Here is a 17771-nt window from a genome sequence, read left to right on the forward strand (position 1 = left end):
CGACTGGTCAAGGGCGCCGGCGGTTCTCAACGGAGCGGCAGATCGGCAGATCGGCATCAGCAGGACTTGGTCGCCTCAGGTCTGCTCGCCGCTGCCGCCGGTGTCCAGCTCGAACCAGACCGCTTTCCCGACCCCGTGCGCCCGCACGCCCCAGGCGTCCGCGAGCGCCTGCACCAGGACGATGCCCCGGCCGCTCGTCCCCTCGTCGGCGACGGGCGCGCGCAGCCTCGGATGGCCGGCGGCGAGGTCCCGCACCTCCACGCGGAGCCGGGAGGCGGCGACGCTGGCCGTGATCTCCGCGCCGTGCTCCGTATGGACCAGAGCGTTGGTGACCAACTCGGTGGTCAGGAGCTCGGCGACGTCCGTACAGTTCTGGCCGTCCCCGCGGCACAGCAGGTCGCGCACCGCGTGGCGTATCTCGGGGACGGCTGTGAGGTCGGCGTGCCGCAGTCTGCGCCGGAGGTGAAACCTTGTCCCCTCCCTGTCGCATCCGCTGGACTGCTTCCCTGTCATGGCCCCCACCCGCACGCTGAATCGGTCCCTTCGCTCGAACCTCTCGAACTGGTTCACGGAATGCATGCCCCATATGGGCAATGGCACTCATATCCATGTGGAGTCCGTGTGGAGCGAAGTGGTGCGCCGGAGCGCGCAGGGAGCGCAGTGCGGCGGCCGATGCCGCCTCAGCGCAGCGGCGCGGCGTCCAGCCCCAGGTCCGCTTCCAGTCCGAGCGCGAACGCCAGGTCGACGTTCAGGGCGGCCTCCGCTTCGAACGACGCGTAGATGTCCGCGCGTCCCGGCTCGCCCGCGAACACCCGCTCCACGCCGAGCCCCTCATCGATCCGCTCTCCCGCCGCCGGGTCCAGCGCAAGCCGCCGGCCCATCGCGAAGGTCGTGCCGCCGGTCGGGGTGCCGGTCGGGGTGCCCTCGCCGACCGGGGCGGACGTGTCGCGCGGCACCAGCCGCCCGCGGGTCTCGTTCAAGGTGCCCAGCCGGACATCGGACGTCCCGCCCACGGTTGCGGTGACAACCCGTGTCCCCAGGTCCACGGCGATGTGGTCGACGACAACCGTCCGGTCACCGTTCGTGAACCGGATGCCGCCGTCGAAGCGGACCTGGCCGCCCAGGAGCTTCTTCTGCGCGTGCGCGATACGGCTGCCCTTCCCGGCGCTCAGGCCGACCCCGTTCCGCGCCGCGGTGGCCCCATCGACCGGCGTGGCGGCGATGCCGTGCGCCCGCAGGCCGAGCGTGGTGGCCGGATCGAGCCGCAGCAGCCCGGTCGCGAGCGGCGTACCGGAAATGGGAGCGGGTGGGGCCTGCGCGCCCTCCACCCCGTCCGAGCCGCCGAAGCTCATGCTCACCATGCCGGGGACCACGGCGATCGCGGCGGGAACAGCGATGACAAGCGCGGCAACGGTCACGGCGGACATGCGGCCGTAGCGGCGGCGAGGGGAGAACATTCGCTTCACTCTTCACAGACCCTTCGATCAAGACTCAGGTGGCCGAGGTGCGTATCAGTCACCTCTTCTGACACTTCCGCGACACCCCGCCACCGCCCCGGTCCGGGCAGCGATTGCACTCGTACGGAGGGTGCGTCCGGCGGATCTGCGTGGAAGGAGGAGCGGGACGACGCCACGGAGACCCGCAGGACGCCCCCTAGAACTCCGCTAAAGTCGGCGCACATTGCGCAGGTTCGAACGGGCCATCTGGAGCATCCGGCCCACCCCGCCGTCGAGCACGATCTTGCTGGCGGACAACGCGAAGCCGCTCACCATCTCGGCCCGGATCTTGGGCGGGATCGACAGCGCGTTCGGGTCGGTGACGACATCGACCAGCGCCGGGCCCTTGTGCTTGAAGGCGTCCTTGAGCGCGCCCGCGAGCTGCTTCGGCTTCTCGACGCGGACCCCGTACGCGCCGGCGGCCCGGGCGATCGCCGCGAAGTCCGGGTTGGTGTTCGTCGTCCCGTACGACGGCAGGCCGTCGACCAGCATCTCCAGTTCGACCATGCCGAGCGAGGAGTTGTTGAAGACGACGACCTTCACCGGCAGGTCGTACTGGACCAGCGTCAGGAAGTCCCCCATCAGCATCGAGAAGCCGCCGTCGCCGGACATGGAGATGACCTGGCGGTTGCGGTCCGTGAACTGGGCGCCGATCGCCTGCGGCATCGCGTTGGCCATCGAGCCGTGGGTGAAGGAGCCGAGGAAGCTGCGGCGCCCGTTGGGGGAGATGTAGCGGGCGGCCCAGACATTGTTCATGCCGGTGTCGACGGTGAACACGGCGTCGTCGTCGGCCATCTCGTCGATAACCGCGGCGACGTACTCCGGGTGGATCGGCACCCGCTTCTCGACCTTGCGGGTGTACGCCTTGACGACGCCTTCCAGCGCGTCCGCGTGCTTCTTCAGCATCTTGTCGAGGAACCTGCGGTCAGTCTTCGCCTTCACCCGAGGTGTCAGGCAGGTCAGGGTCTCGCGTACGTCGCCCCAGATTGCCAGGTCCAGCTTCGAGCGGCGGCCGAGGTGCTCGGGCCGCACATCGACCTGGACGATCTTCACGTCGTCCGAGCCGGGGAGGAAGTCGTTGTACGGGAAGTCGGTGCCGAGGAGGATCAGCAGGTCGCATTCGTGGGTGGCCTCGTAGGCGGCGCCGTAGCCGAGCAGGCCGCTCATGCCCACGTCGTACGGGTTGTCGTACTGGATCCACTGCTTGCCGCGCAGCGCGTGCCCGACCGGGGACTTGATCCGCTCGGCGAACCGCATGACCTGAGCGTGGGCACCGGCCGTGCCACTGCCGCAGAACAGCGTGATTCTCTTCGCCTCGTCGATGAGGCGGATGAACTTCTCCAGCTCCGCGTCCGCCGGGCGGACCGCCGGGCGTGAGGTGACGAGCGCGTGCTCGCCCGCCCGTTCGGGGACCTGTTGGGAGGCGATGTCGCCGGGCAGTGTCACCACGCTGACGCCGCTGCGGCCGACGGCGTGCTGGATGGCGCTCTGCAGCACGCGCGGCATCTGCCGGGGGCTGGAGATCATCTCGCTGTAGTGGCTGCACTCGGCGAACAGCTGCTGGGGGTGGGTCTCCTGGAAGTAGCCCATGCCGATCTCGCTGGACGGGATGTGCGAGGCGAGGGCGAGGACGGGGGCCATGGAGCGGTGGGCGTCGTAGAGTCCGTTGATCAGGTGCAGGTTGCCGGGGCCGCAGGAGCCGGCGCAGGCGGCCAGTTTGCCGGTGACCTGGGCCTCGGCGCCGGCCGCGAAGGCGGCGACCTCCTCGTGCCTGACCTGGATCCAGTCGATGCCCCGGGTCCGGCGGATGGCGTCGACGACCGGGTTGAGACTGTCGCCGACGACGCCGTAAAGGCGTTGCACGCCTGCTTTCACCAGGATGTCGACGAACTGCTCCGCCACCTTCTGCTTGGCCATGGGGTGCGCACGCCCTTTCGGGTCGGGTCGGACGGACGGTCGGCGGTGTGCCGAGTCCATCAACCCACGGGGTGCGCGGTTGCGCCTCCCAGCGTCACGACCTCCCCCACGACAGGGAGCGGATCAGCGAGCGGTGTCATGCGGCTTCGATTGCAAGGCGGAGGAGGGAGGCGGATGGGGTCTCCCCTGCTCGAGCGAAGCCGAGAGCTTGGGGAAGGAGCGTCGCTGACTGACGACAACGCCGCAAGCCGCGAGGACTATTGACGGCCCGGGCGACGAAGGCCATGGTCCGGCCCATGCGGTCGCGGGTGACGAAGTGCGAGTCGTTGACGGTGCCGGCGTAGTCGGGCCAGCTGAACATGCCCGTGGTGAAGGTGACGGCCCGGTCGTACGGGTCGGCCAGGGCGTCGGCGGAGGGGTCGACCGGGTTCGAGACCATCGCCACCATCGCCGAGCGGGCCGCCGTCAGCGCCCCCACCGTGCTGCGCTTCGTCGGTCGGCTCGGCTATCGGGGGTTCCCCGATTTCCAGGCGGCCCTGCGTACGGAACTCGACGAGCGTAACGCCTCGCCGATCACCCTCTACGAATCGACGCACTACGGCCACCAGTTGGATCAGGAGGATACGGGCGACGGCAGCGGCGGCGGGCTGCTCCACCGCGGCAGCAAGCTCTTCACCGGTGCCGTCGCCCAGACCCTGGCCGAACTGCCGCCCCATGACCTCCAGCGCGCGGTCCACCTCCTCACCGACCGCAAACGGCGCATCACGCTCGCCGGGGGCCGCTTCACCCACCTCCTCGCGCAGTACCTCGGCCTGCACCTGATGCAGCTGCGCGACGACGTGCGCTTCCTGCCGGACCGAGACGTCGAACGCACCGCCGTGCTCGCCGCACTGACGCGCCGTGACGTACTGGTGCTCTTCGACTACCGGCGGTACGAGGACGACAAGCTCGCCTTCGCCCAGCTCACCGAGGAACACGGCGGCAAGGTCATCGTGTTCACGGACACCTGGCTCTCGCCCGCCAGCACCCATGCCGAAGTCGTGCTGCCCAGCCAGGTGGCCGCGCCCTCCCCTTACGACAGCCTCGCGCCGACGCTCGCCGTCATCGAGACCATCGTGGCCGGCGTGATCACGGCGATGGGGGAGGGCGCCCACCAGCACATGCAGCAGGGCGAGGACACCGCCCGCCGCATCGGACTGGTCTGATCCCGCGCCGCGGCGCACCCGCACCCGCGGCAGCACCGCACCGGGCGCCGCCGCACCCGCCGCAGCGCCGCACCGGGCGCAGGACACACCGTCCCCGGGCCACGGATGCGGCCCGGGGACGGTGTGTGTGCCGGTCCCGCCCCTTACTTGGGCATCAGCACGGTGTCGATGAGCTGCACCGTGGCGTTGGAGGTCGGGACATTGCCGCAGACGATCTTCGAGGCGTCGTTCACCTCGTAGTTCTCGCCCGAGCCGGTAGTGGTGAGGTTGGTGCCCTCCAGGGTCTTGAAGTCGCCGTTCTCCAGCTTCTCCGGCGTGATCTTCTCGCCCACCACGTGGTAGGTGAGGACCTTGGTGAGCTCCTCCTTGTCGGCCAGCAGCGCGTCGAGGTCCGCCTTCGGGATCTTCTCGAACGCGTCATTGGTCGGCGCGAACACCGTGATGTCCTTCGCGTTGTTCAGGGTGTCCACCAGGTCGGCCGCCTGCACCGCGGCCACCAGTGTCGACAGCTCGGGGTTGTTGGACGCGGCGGTGGCCACCGGGTCGTCGGCCATGCCGTCGAAGCTGCCGGCGCCGTCCTTGGGTACGGAGGCGCAACCCGTACCGAAAGGCTCCGAGGAGCCGGTCTCGGCGAACGCCATGGGCGCTGTGATGCCCAGGGTCACTGGCAGAGCCACGGCAGCGGCGGCGGCGAGCACGGAGCGGCGGATTCGGGGGATGTTCATGAGGTGATTCCTCCTCCGGGGAGGGGCGTACCGGGATGGGGGGCCCGGCCGGGCGGGAAGGCCGCTCCGGCAGGTCTCGCGGGGGCCGCGGTCACAGAGTGTGCGGCTTCGTGCGTTGCCCGTTGCCCTCGGTCTAGCGTCACACAAATGATTCGTCGCCGCCCGGAAGTCGGATTGGTGGCGATATGACGGATTTATGTGGTCGTCGCCTCGAACGACGCACAAACAATGCAATATGCGTAGCCATCGGCACACCATCACCGTATAAGGACGAACACACCTTCTTTTCGCCCCAGGAGATGGCCGTGAAGCTCAGCGACGAACTCCCAGTCGACCATCGGCTGGCCACCATCTACCGCGCCGGAGCGGCCCTGTGCGGTCTGATCCTGCTCATCTTCGGCTGCCTCGGGTTCGCCGATCAGCTGACCTTCTTCAACACCAGCGGCTCCGAGGTCGCGGGCCTTTCCACCAACGGCCTGCTCAGCCTGATCTCCGTGCTCGTCGGCCTGCTGCTGATCGCGGGCGGGATCGTCGGCGGCAACTTCGCGTCCACGGTGAACATGACCGTCGGCGTGCTCTTCCTCATCAGCGGTTTCGCCCACATCTTCATCCTCGACCGGCCCGCCAACATCCTCGATTTCAGCATGCCCAACATCGTGTTCAGCTTCGTCATGGGCCTGCTGATCATGACGTTCGGCATGTACGGCCGGGTCACCGGCGGCCTGCCGCACAACAACCCGTACTGGCGCCTGCGCCACCCCGACCGGGCCTCGCGCGAGGACGACGCTCGCGAACGCGCCGCCATCGGCCCGCACGCCCTGGAGCCCGATCCGCACGAAGGGCTCCCGGCGCGGCGCGGTTGAGGGCGGTGACGCGGATGAGAGGAGCGACGCGGGTGAGGTGAGTCTCGTACGGCGCCTGCATCCGAAAGGGTGCCCGGTGGGGAATGCTGGGCCGAAGCGTCCGAACCGGTGCGACGAGAGAGCGAGTTTCCTTGTACGACGCGGAGGTGTACGACCCGCCGGACGACCCGCAGGTGTACGACACGGAGGTCGCCATCGTGGGGGCGGGCGCCGCCGGCCTGTCCCTCGCGTACTGGCTCTGCGCCCCCGCCGCCCGGCGGCCGCCCGCCGTCACCCTGATCGACGCTCCGCCGGGCCCGCTCAGACCGCCCGAACGCACCTGGTGCTTCTGGGAGAAGCCCGGCGGCGAGTACGACCGGGCGCTCTGCGCCTCCTGGGACTCCCTGCGGGTGCGCGGCGCCGACGGTGGGGCGCTGGTGGGCACCACCGCCCCGTTGCGCTACAAAATGCTGCGCTCCGGCGACTTCGAGGCGCTGGTGGCCGCCCGGCTCGACGCCACCCCGCAACTGCGCCGCCTGGAAGCCGTGGTCGACGACGTCCGCGACGCGGCCGAGGGCGCTGAAGTACGGGGAACCACCGCCCAGGGCGAACCGTTCGCGCTGCGCGCCCGCTGGGTCTTCGACTCGCGGCCGCTGCCCCGGCTCCCACCGAGCCGCACCCGCCTGCTGCAGCACTTCCGGGGCTGGTTCCTGCGCACCGAGCAACCGGTGTTCGACCCGGCCGTGGCGGACCTGATGGACTTCCGCACCCCCCAGCCGGCACGCGGCCTGTCGTTCGGGTACGTCCTGCCGGTCGGCCCGAGCGAAGCCCTGGTGGAGTACACCGAGTTCTCGCCCGCCGTGCTCGACGACGACGGCTACGACCACGCCCTCAACCACTACGTGACGAACATCCTCGGCCTCGACGGCCACCACGTCACCGGCGTCGAACACGGCGTCATCCCGATGACGGACGCCCGCCACCCGCGCCGGGCCGGTGCATCCGTGTTCCGTATCGGCACCGCCGGCGGCGCGACCCGGCCGTCCACCGGCTACACCTTCGCCGCCGTCCAGCGACAGGCGCAGGCCGTCGCCGCCGCGTACCACCGGGGCCGTACGCCGCAGCCGCCGCCCGCGCACTCCGCCCGCTCCCTGGCCATGGACGCCGTCATGCTGCGCGCCCTCGACACCGGCCGGGTGGACGGTGCGCACTTCTTCACCCGGCTGTTCCACCGCGTGCCCACGGAGCGGCTGCTGCGCTTCCTCGACGGCGACACCCGCATGTACGAGGACTTCGGCATCGGCCTGAACACCCCCGTCCTGCCCATGCTGCGTACCGTCGCGGAGCTTCCGTGGCTGCCCAGGCACACCGACGACCGAGAGACCTGAGATGACCCTGCTCCGCGACGAGGCCCTGTCGAGCGCGTTCGACCGCGCCGCCCGCACCTACGACCGGCTGGTCGCGTTCAACCCCGGCTACCACGCGCACCTGCGCCGCTCGGCGCGCCGGCTCGGGCTGCCGTCCGGCGGGGCGGGGCTGCGTCTCCTGGACCTGGGCTGCGGCACCGGCGCGTCGACGGCCGCGCTCCTGCGGGCAGCGCCGCTGGCCGAGATCGTCGCGGTGGACGCCTCGGCGGGCATGCTGGAGCGGGCCCGCGCCAAGTCGTGGCCGGCGGGCGTGACGTTCGTCCACGCGCCCGCCGAACGGCTCGTCGAGGCGGGCGTCGAGGGGCTGTTCGACGCGGCCTTCGCGGCGTACCTCTTCCGCAACGTCCACGACCCGGACGCGGTACTCGACGCGGTGCGCGAACGGCTGGTCCCCGGGGGGCGGCTGGCCGTGCACGAGTACACGCTCAGCGGCAGACCCGCCGACCGGGCGATGTGGACCGCCGTGTGCAACGGCGTCGTGGTGCCCGCCGGGACCCTCGCGGGTGACGGCAGCCTCTACCGCCATCTGTTCCGCAGCGTCGTCGACTTCGACACGGCGCGGGAGTTCAGCCGACGGGTGCGCGGGGCGGGTTTCACCCGGGTGCGCGCCCTGCCGATGCCCGGATGGCAGACCGGAATCGTGCACACCGTCGTCGGAGCGCTCCCCGGAGCCCCCACCACCGGCGAGCCCGGCCGATGAGCCCCCGCGCCACCACCCCGCCGGGTTCCGCCGCCCGCCGGGGCCGGGACCGCAGGGCGCGCGTACTGCTGCCGGCGCCCGGCCGTCCCCGTATCGGCGCAGAGTCCCGGACCGTGGCGGTGGTCGGGGGCGGCATCGCCGGGCTCGCCGCGGCCACCGCGCTCGCCGAGCGCGGTGTCAAAGTCACCTTGTACGAACGCGAGTACAGCGTCGGCGGACGGCTGGCCGGCTGGCCCGTCGAACTGGCCGACGGCTCCGCGGCGACCATGAGCCGCGGCTTCCACGCCTTCTTCCGCCAGTACTACAACCTGCGCGGCCTGTTGCGCCGGGTCGACCCCGCGCTGAGCATGCTCGGTAAGCTGCCCGACTATCCGCTGCGGCACAGCGGCGGCCTCCAGGACAGCTTCGCCAAGGTGCCGCGCACCCCGCCGTGGAGCGCGCTCGGCTTCGTCGCGCTGAGCCCCACCTTCGGCTGGCGCGACCTCGCCGCGATGAACCCGCGTGCCGCACTGCCCCTGCTCGACGTGCGGGTGCCCGAGGTGTACGACCGCCTCGACGGCATCAGCGCCTGGGACCTGCTGGAACGCATCCGCTTCCCCGAGGCGGCGCACCACCTGGCGTTCGAGGTCTTCTCCCGCAGCTTCTTCGCCGACCCGCGGCAGCTCTCGGCGGCCGAACTGGCCTTGATGTTCCACATCTACTTCCTGGGTTCCAGCGAAGGCCTGCTCTTCGACGTGCCCGACGAACCGTTCCCCACCGCGCTGTGGGATCCGCTCAGCGACTACCTCACGGGGCACGGCGCCGATGTACACACCGGCCGCGGCGTCGAGAGCGTGGAACCCGTCGCCGGTGGCGGGCTGCGGGTCACCACCGAGGAGGCCGCCACGCACCACGACGGTGTGGTCCTCGCGCTCGACACGGTCGGACTCCAGCACGTCGTGGCGGGCTCCCCGCAGCTCGGCGACGGGCCATGGCGCGCGAGGATCATGCGACTGCGCACCACGCCGCCGTTCCTCGTCTCCCGGTACTGGCTGGACCGCCCGGTCTCGGCCGGCCGCCACGGCTTCCTCGGCACCAGCGGATACGGCTCCCTCGACAACGTCAGCGTCCTGGACCGCTGGGAGGGCGAGGCGGCGCGCTGGGCGTCCCGCACCGGCGGCTCGGTCGTCGAACTCCACGCGTATGCCGTCGACCCGGGTGCGGACCGACTCGCCGAGCAGGAACGCCTCCTGACGCAGCTGCAGCGGGTGTACCCGGAGACCCAGGACGCGAAGGTCGTCGACGAGCGCCACGAATGGCGGGCGGACTGCCCGCTGTTCCCCGTCGGCGGCCACGCCGACCGGCCCGGCGTCCGCACCCCGGACCCCGCGGTGATGATGGCGGGCGATCTCGTACGGACGGACCTGCCGGTGGCCCTGATGGAGCGCGCGGCGACCAGCGGCTTCCTCGCCGCCAACGCGCTGCTCCAGCGGTGGGGCGTACGCGGTCAGACCCTGTGGACCGTGCCGGACCGGGGCAGGGTCGCCGGCCTGCGCGCCCTGAACCGCCACGCCGGCCGCTGACCGCCACGCCGGCCGCTGAGCCGCGGCAGCACCCCCCAAGGCCGCCGCCGCCCCTGCCCCTGCCCCTGCCCCTGAAAGATCCCCTATCCGGGGAAGCGTCCCGTGCTGCGCAGTTGCCAGCGGCGCTCGGCGTATGCGATGTCGTCGCGCCACAGGCGTCCCGCCGCCGCCCGCATCAGCGGTCGCAGCACCGGAGCCGCCGCCCGGGCCACGGCGAACCCGGGGCGGCCGGATGCGGCGACCAACGCTTCGACGACGGCGGTGCGCGGCTGCCCGCTCGCGTCGGGCCCCAGCGGGGTGGCGTGCGTCTCGACGACCGAGCCCTTCCCTTCCCCTTCGGTGATGTGCATGACGACGGTGCGCGGCTCGGGCGCGGTGAAGACCGCCCGTACCGGCACGACCGCACGACCGGCCACCTTGAAGGAGACGTCCACCGCGAACCCGTCGCGGGCCGCGTCGGTCTCGCCCCCCACGGGCGGTTCCACCACCGTCAGATCGACGAAGGAGTACGGGTGGAACCAGGCCCCGTGCCACGGGTCGAGCCGGTTCGCCACCACGTCCTGCGGCTCGCACCGCCCCGTGACGGCGTACACCGCCTCCACCGCCCCGGCGGGATGCGGCCGCTCGGCGATGACCGGCCGGTCCAGCGGTTCCTCGCCGCCGACGCTGTCCAGCCGCACCCAGGCGAGGACCCCGTCGTCGTACGCGGGGAAGGGCTCCCAGCCCGCGACGGCGGAGCCGCCCAGCGCCAGCCCGTGCCAGTGGCAGATGAGCGTGCCGCACCGCACCGGGCTGTCCTTCAGCGGTGCGCCGAGGTGCGGGCACGCTCCCGGTCCCGCGTGCAGCCGGCCGTCCGCGTCGTGCCAGGCGACCACCTCGGTCCCGGCCACGGTCCGCCCGAGCGGCCGTCCGGGCCGGATGTCCCGGGTGGCGCCCAGTACGTACCAGTTGCCCGAAGGCCGGGCCAGGGCGTGCTTCAGGGCGTCCGCGATGATGCCCGGCTTCGCGTCGCGCCAGGTGGGCCGCTGACGCTCCCAGGGCACGGGGGCGCGCCGCAGCCGCAGCGGAAAGCGGCCGGAGCGCACGGGCGGGCGCCTGGAGGGGGGCTCCGGCGGGGGCTGGCGCTCTGCGGGTCGCTCCTGCGGGGTCTGGCGCCCGGAGGGGCGCTCCGGCGCGGTCTCGCTCATGCCGTCTCCTCCCCGGCCCGCACCCGGCGCGCGTTCAGGCGCGCGTTCAGGTGTGCCCGGGACGCCGACCAGGCCCCGACGGCAGACTCCGAGGCGGTGCGCCGGGCCTGACGGGCCCGCACCCGGGCCAGCGTCACCCGGGCCAGGCCGTCGACGGCCACCGCGGCCCGGCGGCGGCGCGGCACGACCGCCCGGTGGTGCAGAACGGCGTACCCGTCGCCGGCGACCGCGTCGAGAATCGAGCCGTACAGCACGAAAGCGGTGCGGATGCACGGCCGGGACACCGGGGCGAGCATCCGCAGTCCCGGCGCCGCCTGGCGGTACACCTCCCGGTTGAGCGCCGCCGCGGCCCGCAACGCCGATGTGATGCGCCCGTCGCGCGCCCCCGTGGCCCGGCTCCACCGCAGCAGATCCCGGTCCACGCCGTGCGCGGCCAGCAGATCGGCGGGCAGATACACCCGCCCCCGGTCCAGGTCCTCACCCACGTCCCGCAGGAAGTTGGTGAGCTGGAAGGCGACACCGAGCGCGGCGGCGTGCGGCGCGGCCTCCTCACGCGGGGCCACGGTGCCGAGGACTGGCAGCATCTGCAGACCGATCACCGCCGCCGAACCGTGCATGTAACCGCGCAGGTCCTCGTACGTCGGATAGTCCGTGACGTCCAGATCGCTGCGCATCGAGTCCATGAAGTCGGCGAAGTACTGATGCTCGATGCCGTACGCCGCCGCCGTGTGCGCCAGCGCCGTCACCACGGGCTCCTCACTGCTCCCCGTGCGCAGCCCCCTGTCGAGCTGCTCCCGGAACACCCGCAGCTCGGCGGCCCGTTCGGCGGGCGTGGCATCGCTCGCGAGGTCGTCGACGATGTCGTCGGCCCAGCGGGCGAAGCCGTACAGCGCGTGCACGGCCGGGCGCCGCTCGACGGGCAGCAGCCGGGTGGCGAGGAAGTACGTCTTGCCGTGCCGGGCGTTGAGCCGGCGGCAGTGGGCGTAGGCGGCGCGCAGGTCGGGTGCGGTGATGCCTGCCGCGTCGAGTTCGTGCTCGGTCATGCGGTGGTGCCCTCCGATCCGGTACGGGCCGGCCGGCCGGCCGGCGCCGGACGCCGCCGACCCGCTCCGGTGGCCCGCCCGGCCCCGGTGACCCGCGCCGCCGCGAGCTTTCCGGAGATCAGCACGGTGGGCACGCCGACCCCCGGGGTGGTGCCGCAGCCGGCGAGGACGGCGTTCTCGGTGCCGCGCACCAGGTTGCGGGGGCGGAACGGGCCGGTCTGCGGGAAGGTGTGCGCCGCGGAGAACGGCGTACCGGCCGCGTGTCCCTGCGCGCTCCAGTCGACGGGCGTCACCAGGCACTCCTCCTTGATGGCGGAGCCGATGCGGTCCAGCCCGCGGCGTTCGAGCTCGGCGAGCAGGCTGTCCCGGTAGCGGGGCGCGAGATCGTGCCAGTCCCGCACACCGGGGCCGATGTCCGTGTTGGGGCAGGGCGCCAGGACGTAGTGCAGATGGCGGCCGGGCGGGGCGAGGTCCGGGTCGGTGGCGGTGGGGCGGGTGATGAGCAGGGACGGGTCGCTCATCAGGCTGCCGGTGCGGGTCAGTTCGTGGAAGGTGCCCTTCCAGGCGGCGCCGAACGAGATCGTGTGGTGCCCGAGCCCCGGCCAGGTGCGGTCCGTGCCGGCGTGCAGGATCACCGCGGAGGGGGAGTGGCGCAGCGCGAGCGGGCGGCGCGGGGAGTGGCCGAGCAGCCCGTAGGCCACCGGCAGGTCGGGCGTGAGGACCACCGCGTCGCAGGGGATGCGTCCCTGGTCGGTGACGACCGCGGTGATCCGCTCCCCGGAACGCTCCAGCCGCGTCACGTCGTGCCCGTAGCGGAAGTCGGCGCCCGCGTCCTGGGCGGACTGCGCCATGGCCCGCGGCAGGGCGTGCATGCCGCCGCGGGGAAAGTACACACCGGCCACGGTGTCCATGTAGGCGATGACGGCGTACGCGGCCAGGGCGCGGGCCGGGGGCACTCCGGCGTACAGCGCCTGAAAGGAGAACACGCGGCGCAGCCGCTCGTCGGAGATGAACCGGCCGATGCGGGCGTCGAGCCGGCCGAAGCCGCCGAGGGCGGCGAGCCGCGCCAGGTCGGGGTGTGCGAGCTGGAGCGGCGAGTCGAAGTTGGTGTCGATGAACCGGCGCATCTGAACCGCGTAGAGGCGCTCCAGCCAGCCGCGCAGCCGCCGGTAGCCCGCGGCTTCCCGGGCGCCCGCGAAACGCTCGACCTCGGCTTCCATCGCCTGCGCCCCGGTGTGCACGTCGAGGGCGCTGCCGTCGGCGAACCGGGCCCGGTAGGCGGGGTGGAGCGGGATGAGGTCCAGGCGGTCCTCCAGCCGGTCGCCCACCGCGGCGAACGCCTCCTCGACGAGGTCGGGCATGGTCAGAACGGTGGGCCCGGTGTCGATGCGGTAGCCGCCCCGTTCGAGCAGCCCCGCCCGGCCGCCGGGCTGCCGCGCGCGCTCCACGACGGTCACCCTCCGGCCGGCGCCGAGCAGGTGCAGGGCGGCGGACAGGCCGGCGAGACCGGCTCCGACGACCACGACATGATCGGTCGGGCCCTTGAGGCTCTTCATCGGATCCCTTCGTCGCACAGCTCTTCACACAGCTCTTCGCAGCGACCCGTGGGCGGCGGGTGCCCGGGCCGCACGCCGGTCGCGGTGGACGCGGGCGCCGTACGGCCCGGCGGCGCGGCAGCCTGGGGCACCCCGGCAACGGCGTACAGGAGTTCGCGCAGCCTGCGGTCGGCGCGGGGCGCCGCAGCGGCGCCGGCCAGGTGACGGGTGCTCTGGGCGACCAGCCGCTCGATCTTCGACTCGACGACGGTGCGGGCACCGGTCGATTCGAGCGCCGCCCGTACCCGGTCCAGGCCCTCCTCGGACAGATCCGCGTCGCCGACCGCGCGGTCCAGGAGCGTCAGCGCGCCCCGGTCGCCGCTCGCCTCCGCGCGCGCACGCGCGACCGCCACCAGATAGGTGAGTTTGCCCTCCCGGATATCGCCCCCGGACGGCTTCCCGGTGACGTCCGGATCGCCGAACACGCCCAACAGGTCGTCGCGGAGCTGGAAGGCGATCCCGGCGCACCGGCCGGCCGAGCACAGCGCGGCCGAGGTGCGCTCGTCCGCGCCCGCGAGCGCCGCGCCGAGCGCCAGGGGGCGCTCCACCGAGTAGAGCGCGCTCTTCAGGGACGCGGTACGGATCGCCCCCGTGGCCGACCGCGAGCCGGTGGCCTGCCCGTGCAGATCGAGGTACTGGCCGGCCACCATCTCGGTACGCATGGCCTGCCAGATGACCCGGACCGCCCGTCGTACGTCCGGGGGGAGAGCGGTGTCGGCGACGATGTCGTCGGCCCAGGCGAGGGCCAGGTCGCCCACGAGGATCGCGGCGGCCCCGCCGAACGAACCACCGGGACGCCCGGCCCCGGACGAACCACCGGGACGCCCGCCGCCGGACGTCCCGTACTGCGCGTCGAAATCGGTGTGTACGGCCGCTCGGCCCCGGCGGCGCGCCGAGCCGTCCATCACGTCGTCGTGCACCAGCGCGCAGGTCTGGATGAGTTCGAGTCCGGCGGCCAGCCGCAGCGCCGCCTCGGCATCGTCCGCCTCCGCACCGCCTCCGCACGCCCGCAGCCCCCACCAGAGGAACTGCGAGCGCATGCGCTTTCCGCCGCCGAGGGTGAAGTGTGAGACGCGGGCGGCGACATCGCGGGCAAAGGTCGGATCGATCACCGCTGCCGCGTCGACCCGCTCCCGCAGGATGTGTTCGAGCATGAGGCCGACGGCGCCCGGCACGTCCGTGTCGATGCCGCTCGGGTCGTCGAGCCCGTTCTGGCCGCCGGTGGAGGAGGGTTCCTCCGTCCGGGTGCGGCGCATGCGCACTTCCTCTCGTCGCGTTCGACGGGCGTGGCGTCTCACGTCATTCCGTTCGGGCACGCCAGCCGGATGCAGCGATGAGCACTTTGCCGATGGGTCCGAGCGGTTCACGCCTCCCTGGGGCCGCTGGAAGCCCCGTCCATGGCCCAGTCCATCACGGCCTGCCTGCCGCTGCCCGGTCGCCACGTGTGGTGGAAGGGGGGTCTGTCGGCCGTCCCTCCGCCTTTTCCCGCTCACGGCTGAGCGCCCCGGGCCACCACGCCCTGCGGCCGATGTCGCGTACCAGTGCGGGGACGAGCAGCGAGCGCACGACCAGCGTGTCGAGCAGCACACCGAAGGCGACGATGAAGGCGATCTGCACCAGGAAGGCCAGTGGAATGACCCCCAGGGCGGCGAAGGTCGCCGCGAGGACGACACCGGCCGAGGTGATGACGCCGCCGGTGGCGGTGAGGCCGCGCAGCACACCCTGACGGGTGCCGTGGCGCAGCGACTCCTCGCGGACCCGCGACATCAGGAAGATGTTGTAGTCCACACCGAGGGCGACCAGAAACACGAAGCCGTACAGCGGGACGGAGGAGTCGGTGCCGCTGAAGCCGAGCAGGTTCTGGAAGACCAGCGCCGAAACCCCCAGGGTGGCCAGGAAGTTCAGGGCGACCGTCGCGACGAGCAGCACCGGCATCAGCAGCGAGCGGAGCAGCCCGATGAGGATGACCAGGATGATCGCCAGCACCACCGGCACGATGATCATGCGGTCGCGTTCGGCGGTCTTCTGGATGTCGTACTGCTGCGCCGTGTAGCCGCCCACCACGCCGTCCGAGCCCGGGACCGCGTGCACGGCCTCGCGCAGCCGGGCCACGGTCTCCTTGGCGGCGTCACTGTCCGCGGTGTCCGACAGGGTGGCGTCGATGCGCCCCCGCCCGTCGACGACCAGGGGCTCACCGCCGCCGGGTCGTCCGGACGCGGTCGCGGGGGCTGCCGCTGAGACCCCTTCGGTGCCCTCGACGGCAGCCGTCACGTGCTTCAGCCGGCCGGCGTCGGCGATCACCACGGCCGGGTTGCCCGAACCGCCGGGGAAGTGCTCGCTCAGCGTCTCCTGGGCGGCGACGGACGGGGCGTCGTTGACGAAGATCTCGTCCAGCGGCACGCCCTTGGAGCTGAGGGTGGGCGCGAACGCGGCGCACGCCACCAGCGCGACCAGCGTGCCGGCCCAGACCTGGCGGGGCCGGCGGTCCACCAGAGAGGCGATCCTGGTCCAGATGCCGTGGCCGCCGGACTTCTCGTCGGCGGACTTGGGCTTGGCCGGCCAGTAGGCGGCCCTTCCGAGCAGCAGCAGCACGGCGGGCAGGAACGTCAGCGTGCTCAACACCGCGCAGACGATGCCGATGGCGCCGACCGGCCCCAGAGCCCAATGCCGGGAAGCTTGGCTTGATCATCTCGTGTGGCTGTCGGGCTCCGCGGTGGTCGGCGGGGTTGTGTCGAGTGGGATGATTTCGATCCCGTATCCGGTGATTTTTGTGCTGCGGCTGGCCGGCCCGGCGGGTTTCGAGGGGAAGATGGAGCTGGGGCGTTTCACGGTCCGGGGGCAGACCCGCAGGCGTCGCTCGGCCGATCGCAGGTTCGCCAGCAGCGACGTGGTCATCTCGGCGAGGTGGGTGCCGATCCGCGCCGTGGTGCGGATCACGGTGTCCCGGGCGACGGTCAGGGCGACAGTGAAGGAGAGCCGGTCGGCATCGAGCCCGTGGCCGGCGGCGGTGGAACTGATCGTGCGGCGGATCGCCTGGTGGGTGACGAGATACGCCCAGATCTCCTGGTTGACCAGCGCGGGTGTCTTCGATCTCAGGACGGCGCGTGCCCCGCGCTGAGTGATCTTCAAGTCCCGGAATTCGAGCTCGGATTCCCACCGCTGGGAATACAGTGCGGCCAGTTCACCGGCGGGGAAGGCCGCAGGGTCGAGCAAGGTGGTGATGAGCCGGTAGGGCTCATGGCGTCGTGACCCGTCGGCGGCCTCGATGACGACCACCATCTCGATCACCCGGATCCGTACCGACCGGGGCCGCCCCGCCAGGGCTTTCGTGATGTTCTTGTGCGCGTGCCGGGTCGCGAGCCAGGAGCCGTCGGGCAGGACCTCGTCGGGGACCAGCCGCACCGCCGCCGAGATCCGCCACAACAGATCCGCCCCGCCGGCGGCGGCATCGACCCACAGCAGCCAGCCCGGGAATCCCCGGTCGGCCAGGACCAGCATCCCGGGGCGCATCCGGTCCAGCAGGCGCCGTGTCAGGTCCTGCTCACAGACCCGGCGGATGTCGAACGCCACCCCGAGCAGCGCCCGGGTCCCGCACTCGATCAGCGCGACCAGGCGGACCTGGGGGAACGCGGCGATCCGCCGCTGATTGCGGGTCCGGCCGAACACCGCGTTCACCGCGGTGTCGGCGACCTCGAGAAACGTGCCGTCCACCGAGGCCAGCCGAAGCCCCCGCCAGAACACCCCCGGCATCGCGACCGTGCCGACCGGCCCGGCGATCCGCTCGAACAGTAACCGGAACGGCTCCGGGCCCAGCGTGACGCGGCGCTGCCGCAGCGCCGAGGAGGAGACCAGCTGGCCCCGCGCGGCCAGCCGCGCCGTCCCACCGGCCAGCTTCGACAGCACCGACCGGTAGCCGTCTCTCGGGAACAGCGTCAACGCGAGCACGAAGAACACACACGTCACCGCGCAGAGTTTGCCGTCACTACGCCGGTCCCCGCGGCCGGAAGCCGCCAGCACATCCGTGACCATCCGCCGTGTCACAACCTGGCGCAACACACCCAGCTGCCCCGTC

General features: G+C 72.2%; 14 protein-coding genes and 1 pseudogene. 5 read left to right on the forward strand and 10 right to left on the reverse strand.

The window, feature by feature from the left end:
• Nucleotides 1–75: 75 nt before the first annotated feature.
• From ACU6WZ_RS02605 to ACU6WZ_RS02615, 3 genes are all read right to left on the reverse strand, one after another.
• Complete coding sequence (locus tag ACU6WZ_RS02605; RefSeq protein ID WP_447031502.1) at nt 76–513, reverse strand: ATP-binding protein; 438 nt, start codon at nt 511–513, stop codon at nt 76–78.
• Between the two features lie 167 nt (nt 514–680).
• Entirely contained in the window at nt 681–1457 is a 777-nt protein-coding gene (locus ACU6WZ_RS02610; protein WP_447031503.1) for a hypothetical protein, read from the reverse strand.
• Nucleotides 1458–1664: 207 nt separating this feature from the next.
• Nucleotides 1665–3413, reverse strand: a complete 1749-nt coding sequence (locus ACU6WZ_RS02615) for a pyruvate dehydrogenase (RefSeq protein WP_447031504.1) — start codon at nt 3411–3413, stop codon at nt 1665–1667.
• 368 nt (nt 3414–3781) lie between these two features.
• On the opposite strand from ACU6WZ_RS02615, the gene ACU6WZ_RS02620 reads away from it, so the two are divergent.
• Nucleotides 3782–4618 (forward strand): MurR/RpiR family transcriptional regulator, encoded by an 837-nt coding sequence (locus tag ACU6WZ_RS02620; RefSeq protein WP_447031505.1) that lies wholly within the window; start codon nt 3782–3784, stop codon nt 4616–4618.
• Nucleotides 4619–4761: 143 nt separating this feature from the next.
• On the opposite strand, the gene ACU6WZ_RS02625 is transcribed toward ACU6WZ_RS02620, so the two are convergent.
• Entirely contained in the window at nt 4762–5343 is a 582-nt protein-coding gene (locus ACU6WZ_RS02625; protein ID WP_447031506.1) for a fasciclin domain-containing protein, read from the reverse strand.
• A 305-nt stretch (nt 5344–5648) separates the two neighbouring features.
• On the opposite strand from ACU6WZ_RS02625, the gene ACU6WZ_RS02630 reads away from it, so the two are divergent.
• From ACU6WZ_RS02630 to ACU6WZ_RS02645, 4 genes are all read left to right on the forward strand, one after another.
• Nucleotides 5649–6206 carry a DUF4383 domain-containing protein gene (locus ACU6WZ_RS02630; protein ID WP_447031507.1) on the forward strand — a complete coding sequence of 186 codons (558 nt, stop codon included), beginning with the start codon at nt 5649–5651 and terminating at the stop codon, nt 6204–6206.
• A 173-nt stretch (nt 6207–6379) separates the two neighbouring features.
• Nucleotides 6380–7573 carry a lycopene cyclase family protein gene (locus ACU6WZ_RS02635; RefSeq protein WP_447033815.1) on the forward strand — a complete coding sequence of 398 codons (1194 nt, stop codon included), beginning with the start codon at nt 6380–6382 and terminating at the stop codon, nt 7571–7573.
• A 1-nt stretch (nt 7574) separates the two neighbouring features.
• Nucleotides 7575–8312, forward strand: coding sequence for a class I SAM-dependent methyltransferase (locus ACU6WZ_RS02640; RefSeq protein ID WP_447031508.1), 738 nt, complete (start codon nt 7575–7577; stop codon nt 8310–8312).
• Nucleotides 8309–9874, forward strand: a complete 1566-nt coding sequence (locus ACU6WZ_RS02645) for an FAD-dependent oxidoreductase (protein WP_447031509.1) — start codon at nt 8309–8311, stop codon at nt 9872–9874. The genes ACU6WZ_RS02640 and ACU6WZ_RS02645 overlap by 4 nt, the downstream gene beginning before the upstream one ends.
• A gap of 83 nt (nt 9875–9957) precedes the next feature.
• Here ACU6WZ_RS02645 and ACU6WZ_RS02650 read toward each other — a convergent pair whose 3' ends face one another.
• The 6 genes and pseudogenes from ACU6WZ_RS02650 to ACU6WZ_RS02675 form a co-directional block, all read right to left on the reverse strand.
• The gene (locus ACU6WZ_RS02650) at nt 9958–11061 is read right to left on the reverse strand and encodes a Rieske (2Fe-2S) protein (protein ID WP_447031510.1); all 1104 of its coding nucleotides are present in this window, start codon (nt 11059–11061) and stop codon (nt 9958–9960) included.
• Nucleotides 11058–12104: a phytoene/squalene synthase family protein gene (locus ACU6WZ_RS02655; protein ID WP_447031511.1), complete on the reverse strand. Its 1047-nt coding sequence runs from the start codon at nt 12102–12104 to the stop codon at nt 11058–11060. Before ACU6WZ_RS02655 ends, ACU6WZ_RS02650 begins: the two co-directional genes overlap by 4 nt.
• Entirely contained in the window at nt 12101–13660 is a 1560-nt protein-coding gene (locus tag ACU6WZ_RS02660; RefSeq protein ID WP_447031512.1) for a phytoene desaturase, read from the reverse strand. The genes ACU6WZ_RS02655 and ACU6WZ_RS02660 overlap by 4 nt, the downstream gene beginning before the upstream one ends.
• On the reverse strand, nt 13657–14955 hold the full coding sequence (locus ACU6WZ_RS02665) for a polyprenyl synthetase family protein (RefSeq protein ID WP_447031513.1): 1299 nt from the start codon (nt 14953–14955) through the stop codon (nt 13657–13659). Before ACU6WZ_RS02665 ends, ACU6WZ_RS02660 begins: the two co-directional genes overlap by 4 nt.
• A gap of 154 nt (nt 14956–15109) precedes the next feature.
• A pseudogene (locus tag ACU6WZ_RS02670) lies at nt 15110–16363 on the reverse strand (MMPL family transporter); the annotation flags it as partial.
• A 21-nt stretch (nt 16364–16384) separates the two neighbouring features.
• Nucleotides 16385–17728: an IS4 family transposase gene (locus ACU6WZ_RS02675; protein WP_447028847.1), complete on the reverse strand. Its 1344-nt coding sequence runs from the start codon at nt 17726–17728 to the stop codon at nt 16385–16387.
• Nucleotides 17729–17771: the final 43 nt, after the last annotated feature.

This window comes from Streptomyces hypolithicus (assembly GCF_052934925.1).

What these genes read in the sequence shown, in the direction of transcription:
- ACU6WZ_RS02605 (WP_447031502.1), bottom strand. Translation starts at nt 513, where the DNA reads ATGACAGGGAAGCAGTCCAGCGGATGCGACAGGGAGGGGACAAGGTTT.
- ACU6WZ_RS02610 (WP_447031503.1), bottom strand. Translation starts at nt 1,457, where the DNA reads ATGTTCTCCCCTCGCCGCCGCTACGGCCGCATGTCCGCCGTGACCGTT.
- ACU6WZ_RS02615 (WP_447031504.1), bottom strand. Translation starts at nt 3,413, where the DNA reads ATGGCCAAGCAGAAGGTGGCGGAGCAGTTCGTCGACATCCTGGTGAAA.
- ACU6WZ_RS02625 (WP_447031506.1), bottom strand. Translation starts at nt 5,343, where the DNA reads ATGAACATCCCCCGAATCCGCCGCTCCGTGCTCGCCGCCGCCGCTGCC.
- ACU6WZ_RS02640 (WP_447031508.1), top strand. Translation starts at nt 7,575, where the DNA reads ATGACCCTGCTCCGCGACGAGGCCCTGTCGAGCGCGTTCGACCGCGCC.
- ACU6WZ_RS02645 (WP_447031509.1), top strand. Translation starts at nt 8,309, where the DNA reads ATGAGCCCCCGCGCCACCACCCCGCCGGGTTCCGCCGCCCGCCGGGGC.
- ACU6WZ_RS02650 (WP_447031510.1), bottom strand. Translation starts at nt 11,061, where the DNA reads ATGAGCGAGACCGCGCCGGAGCGCCCCTCCGGGCGCCAGACCCCGCAG.
- ACU6WZ_RS02655 (WP_447031511.1), bottom strand. Translation starts at nt 12,104, where the DNA reads ATGACCGAGCACGAACTCGACGCGGCAGGCATCACCGCACCCGACCTG.
- ACU6WZ_RS02660 (WP_447031512.1), bottom strand. Translation starts at nt 13,660, where the DNA reads ATGAAGAGCCTCAAGGGCCCGACCGATCATGTCGTGGTCGTCGGAGCC.
- ACU6WZ_RS02665 (WP_447031513.1), bottom strand. Translation starts at nt 14,955, where the DNA reads ATGCGCCGCACCCGGACGGAGGAACCCTCCTCCACCGGCGGCCAGAAC.
- ACU6WZ_RS02675 (WP_447028847.1), bottom strand. Translation starts at nt 17,728, where the DNA reads ATGGTCACGGATGTGCTGGCGGCTTCCGGCCGCGGGGACCGGCGTAGT.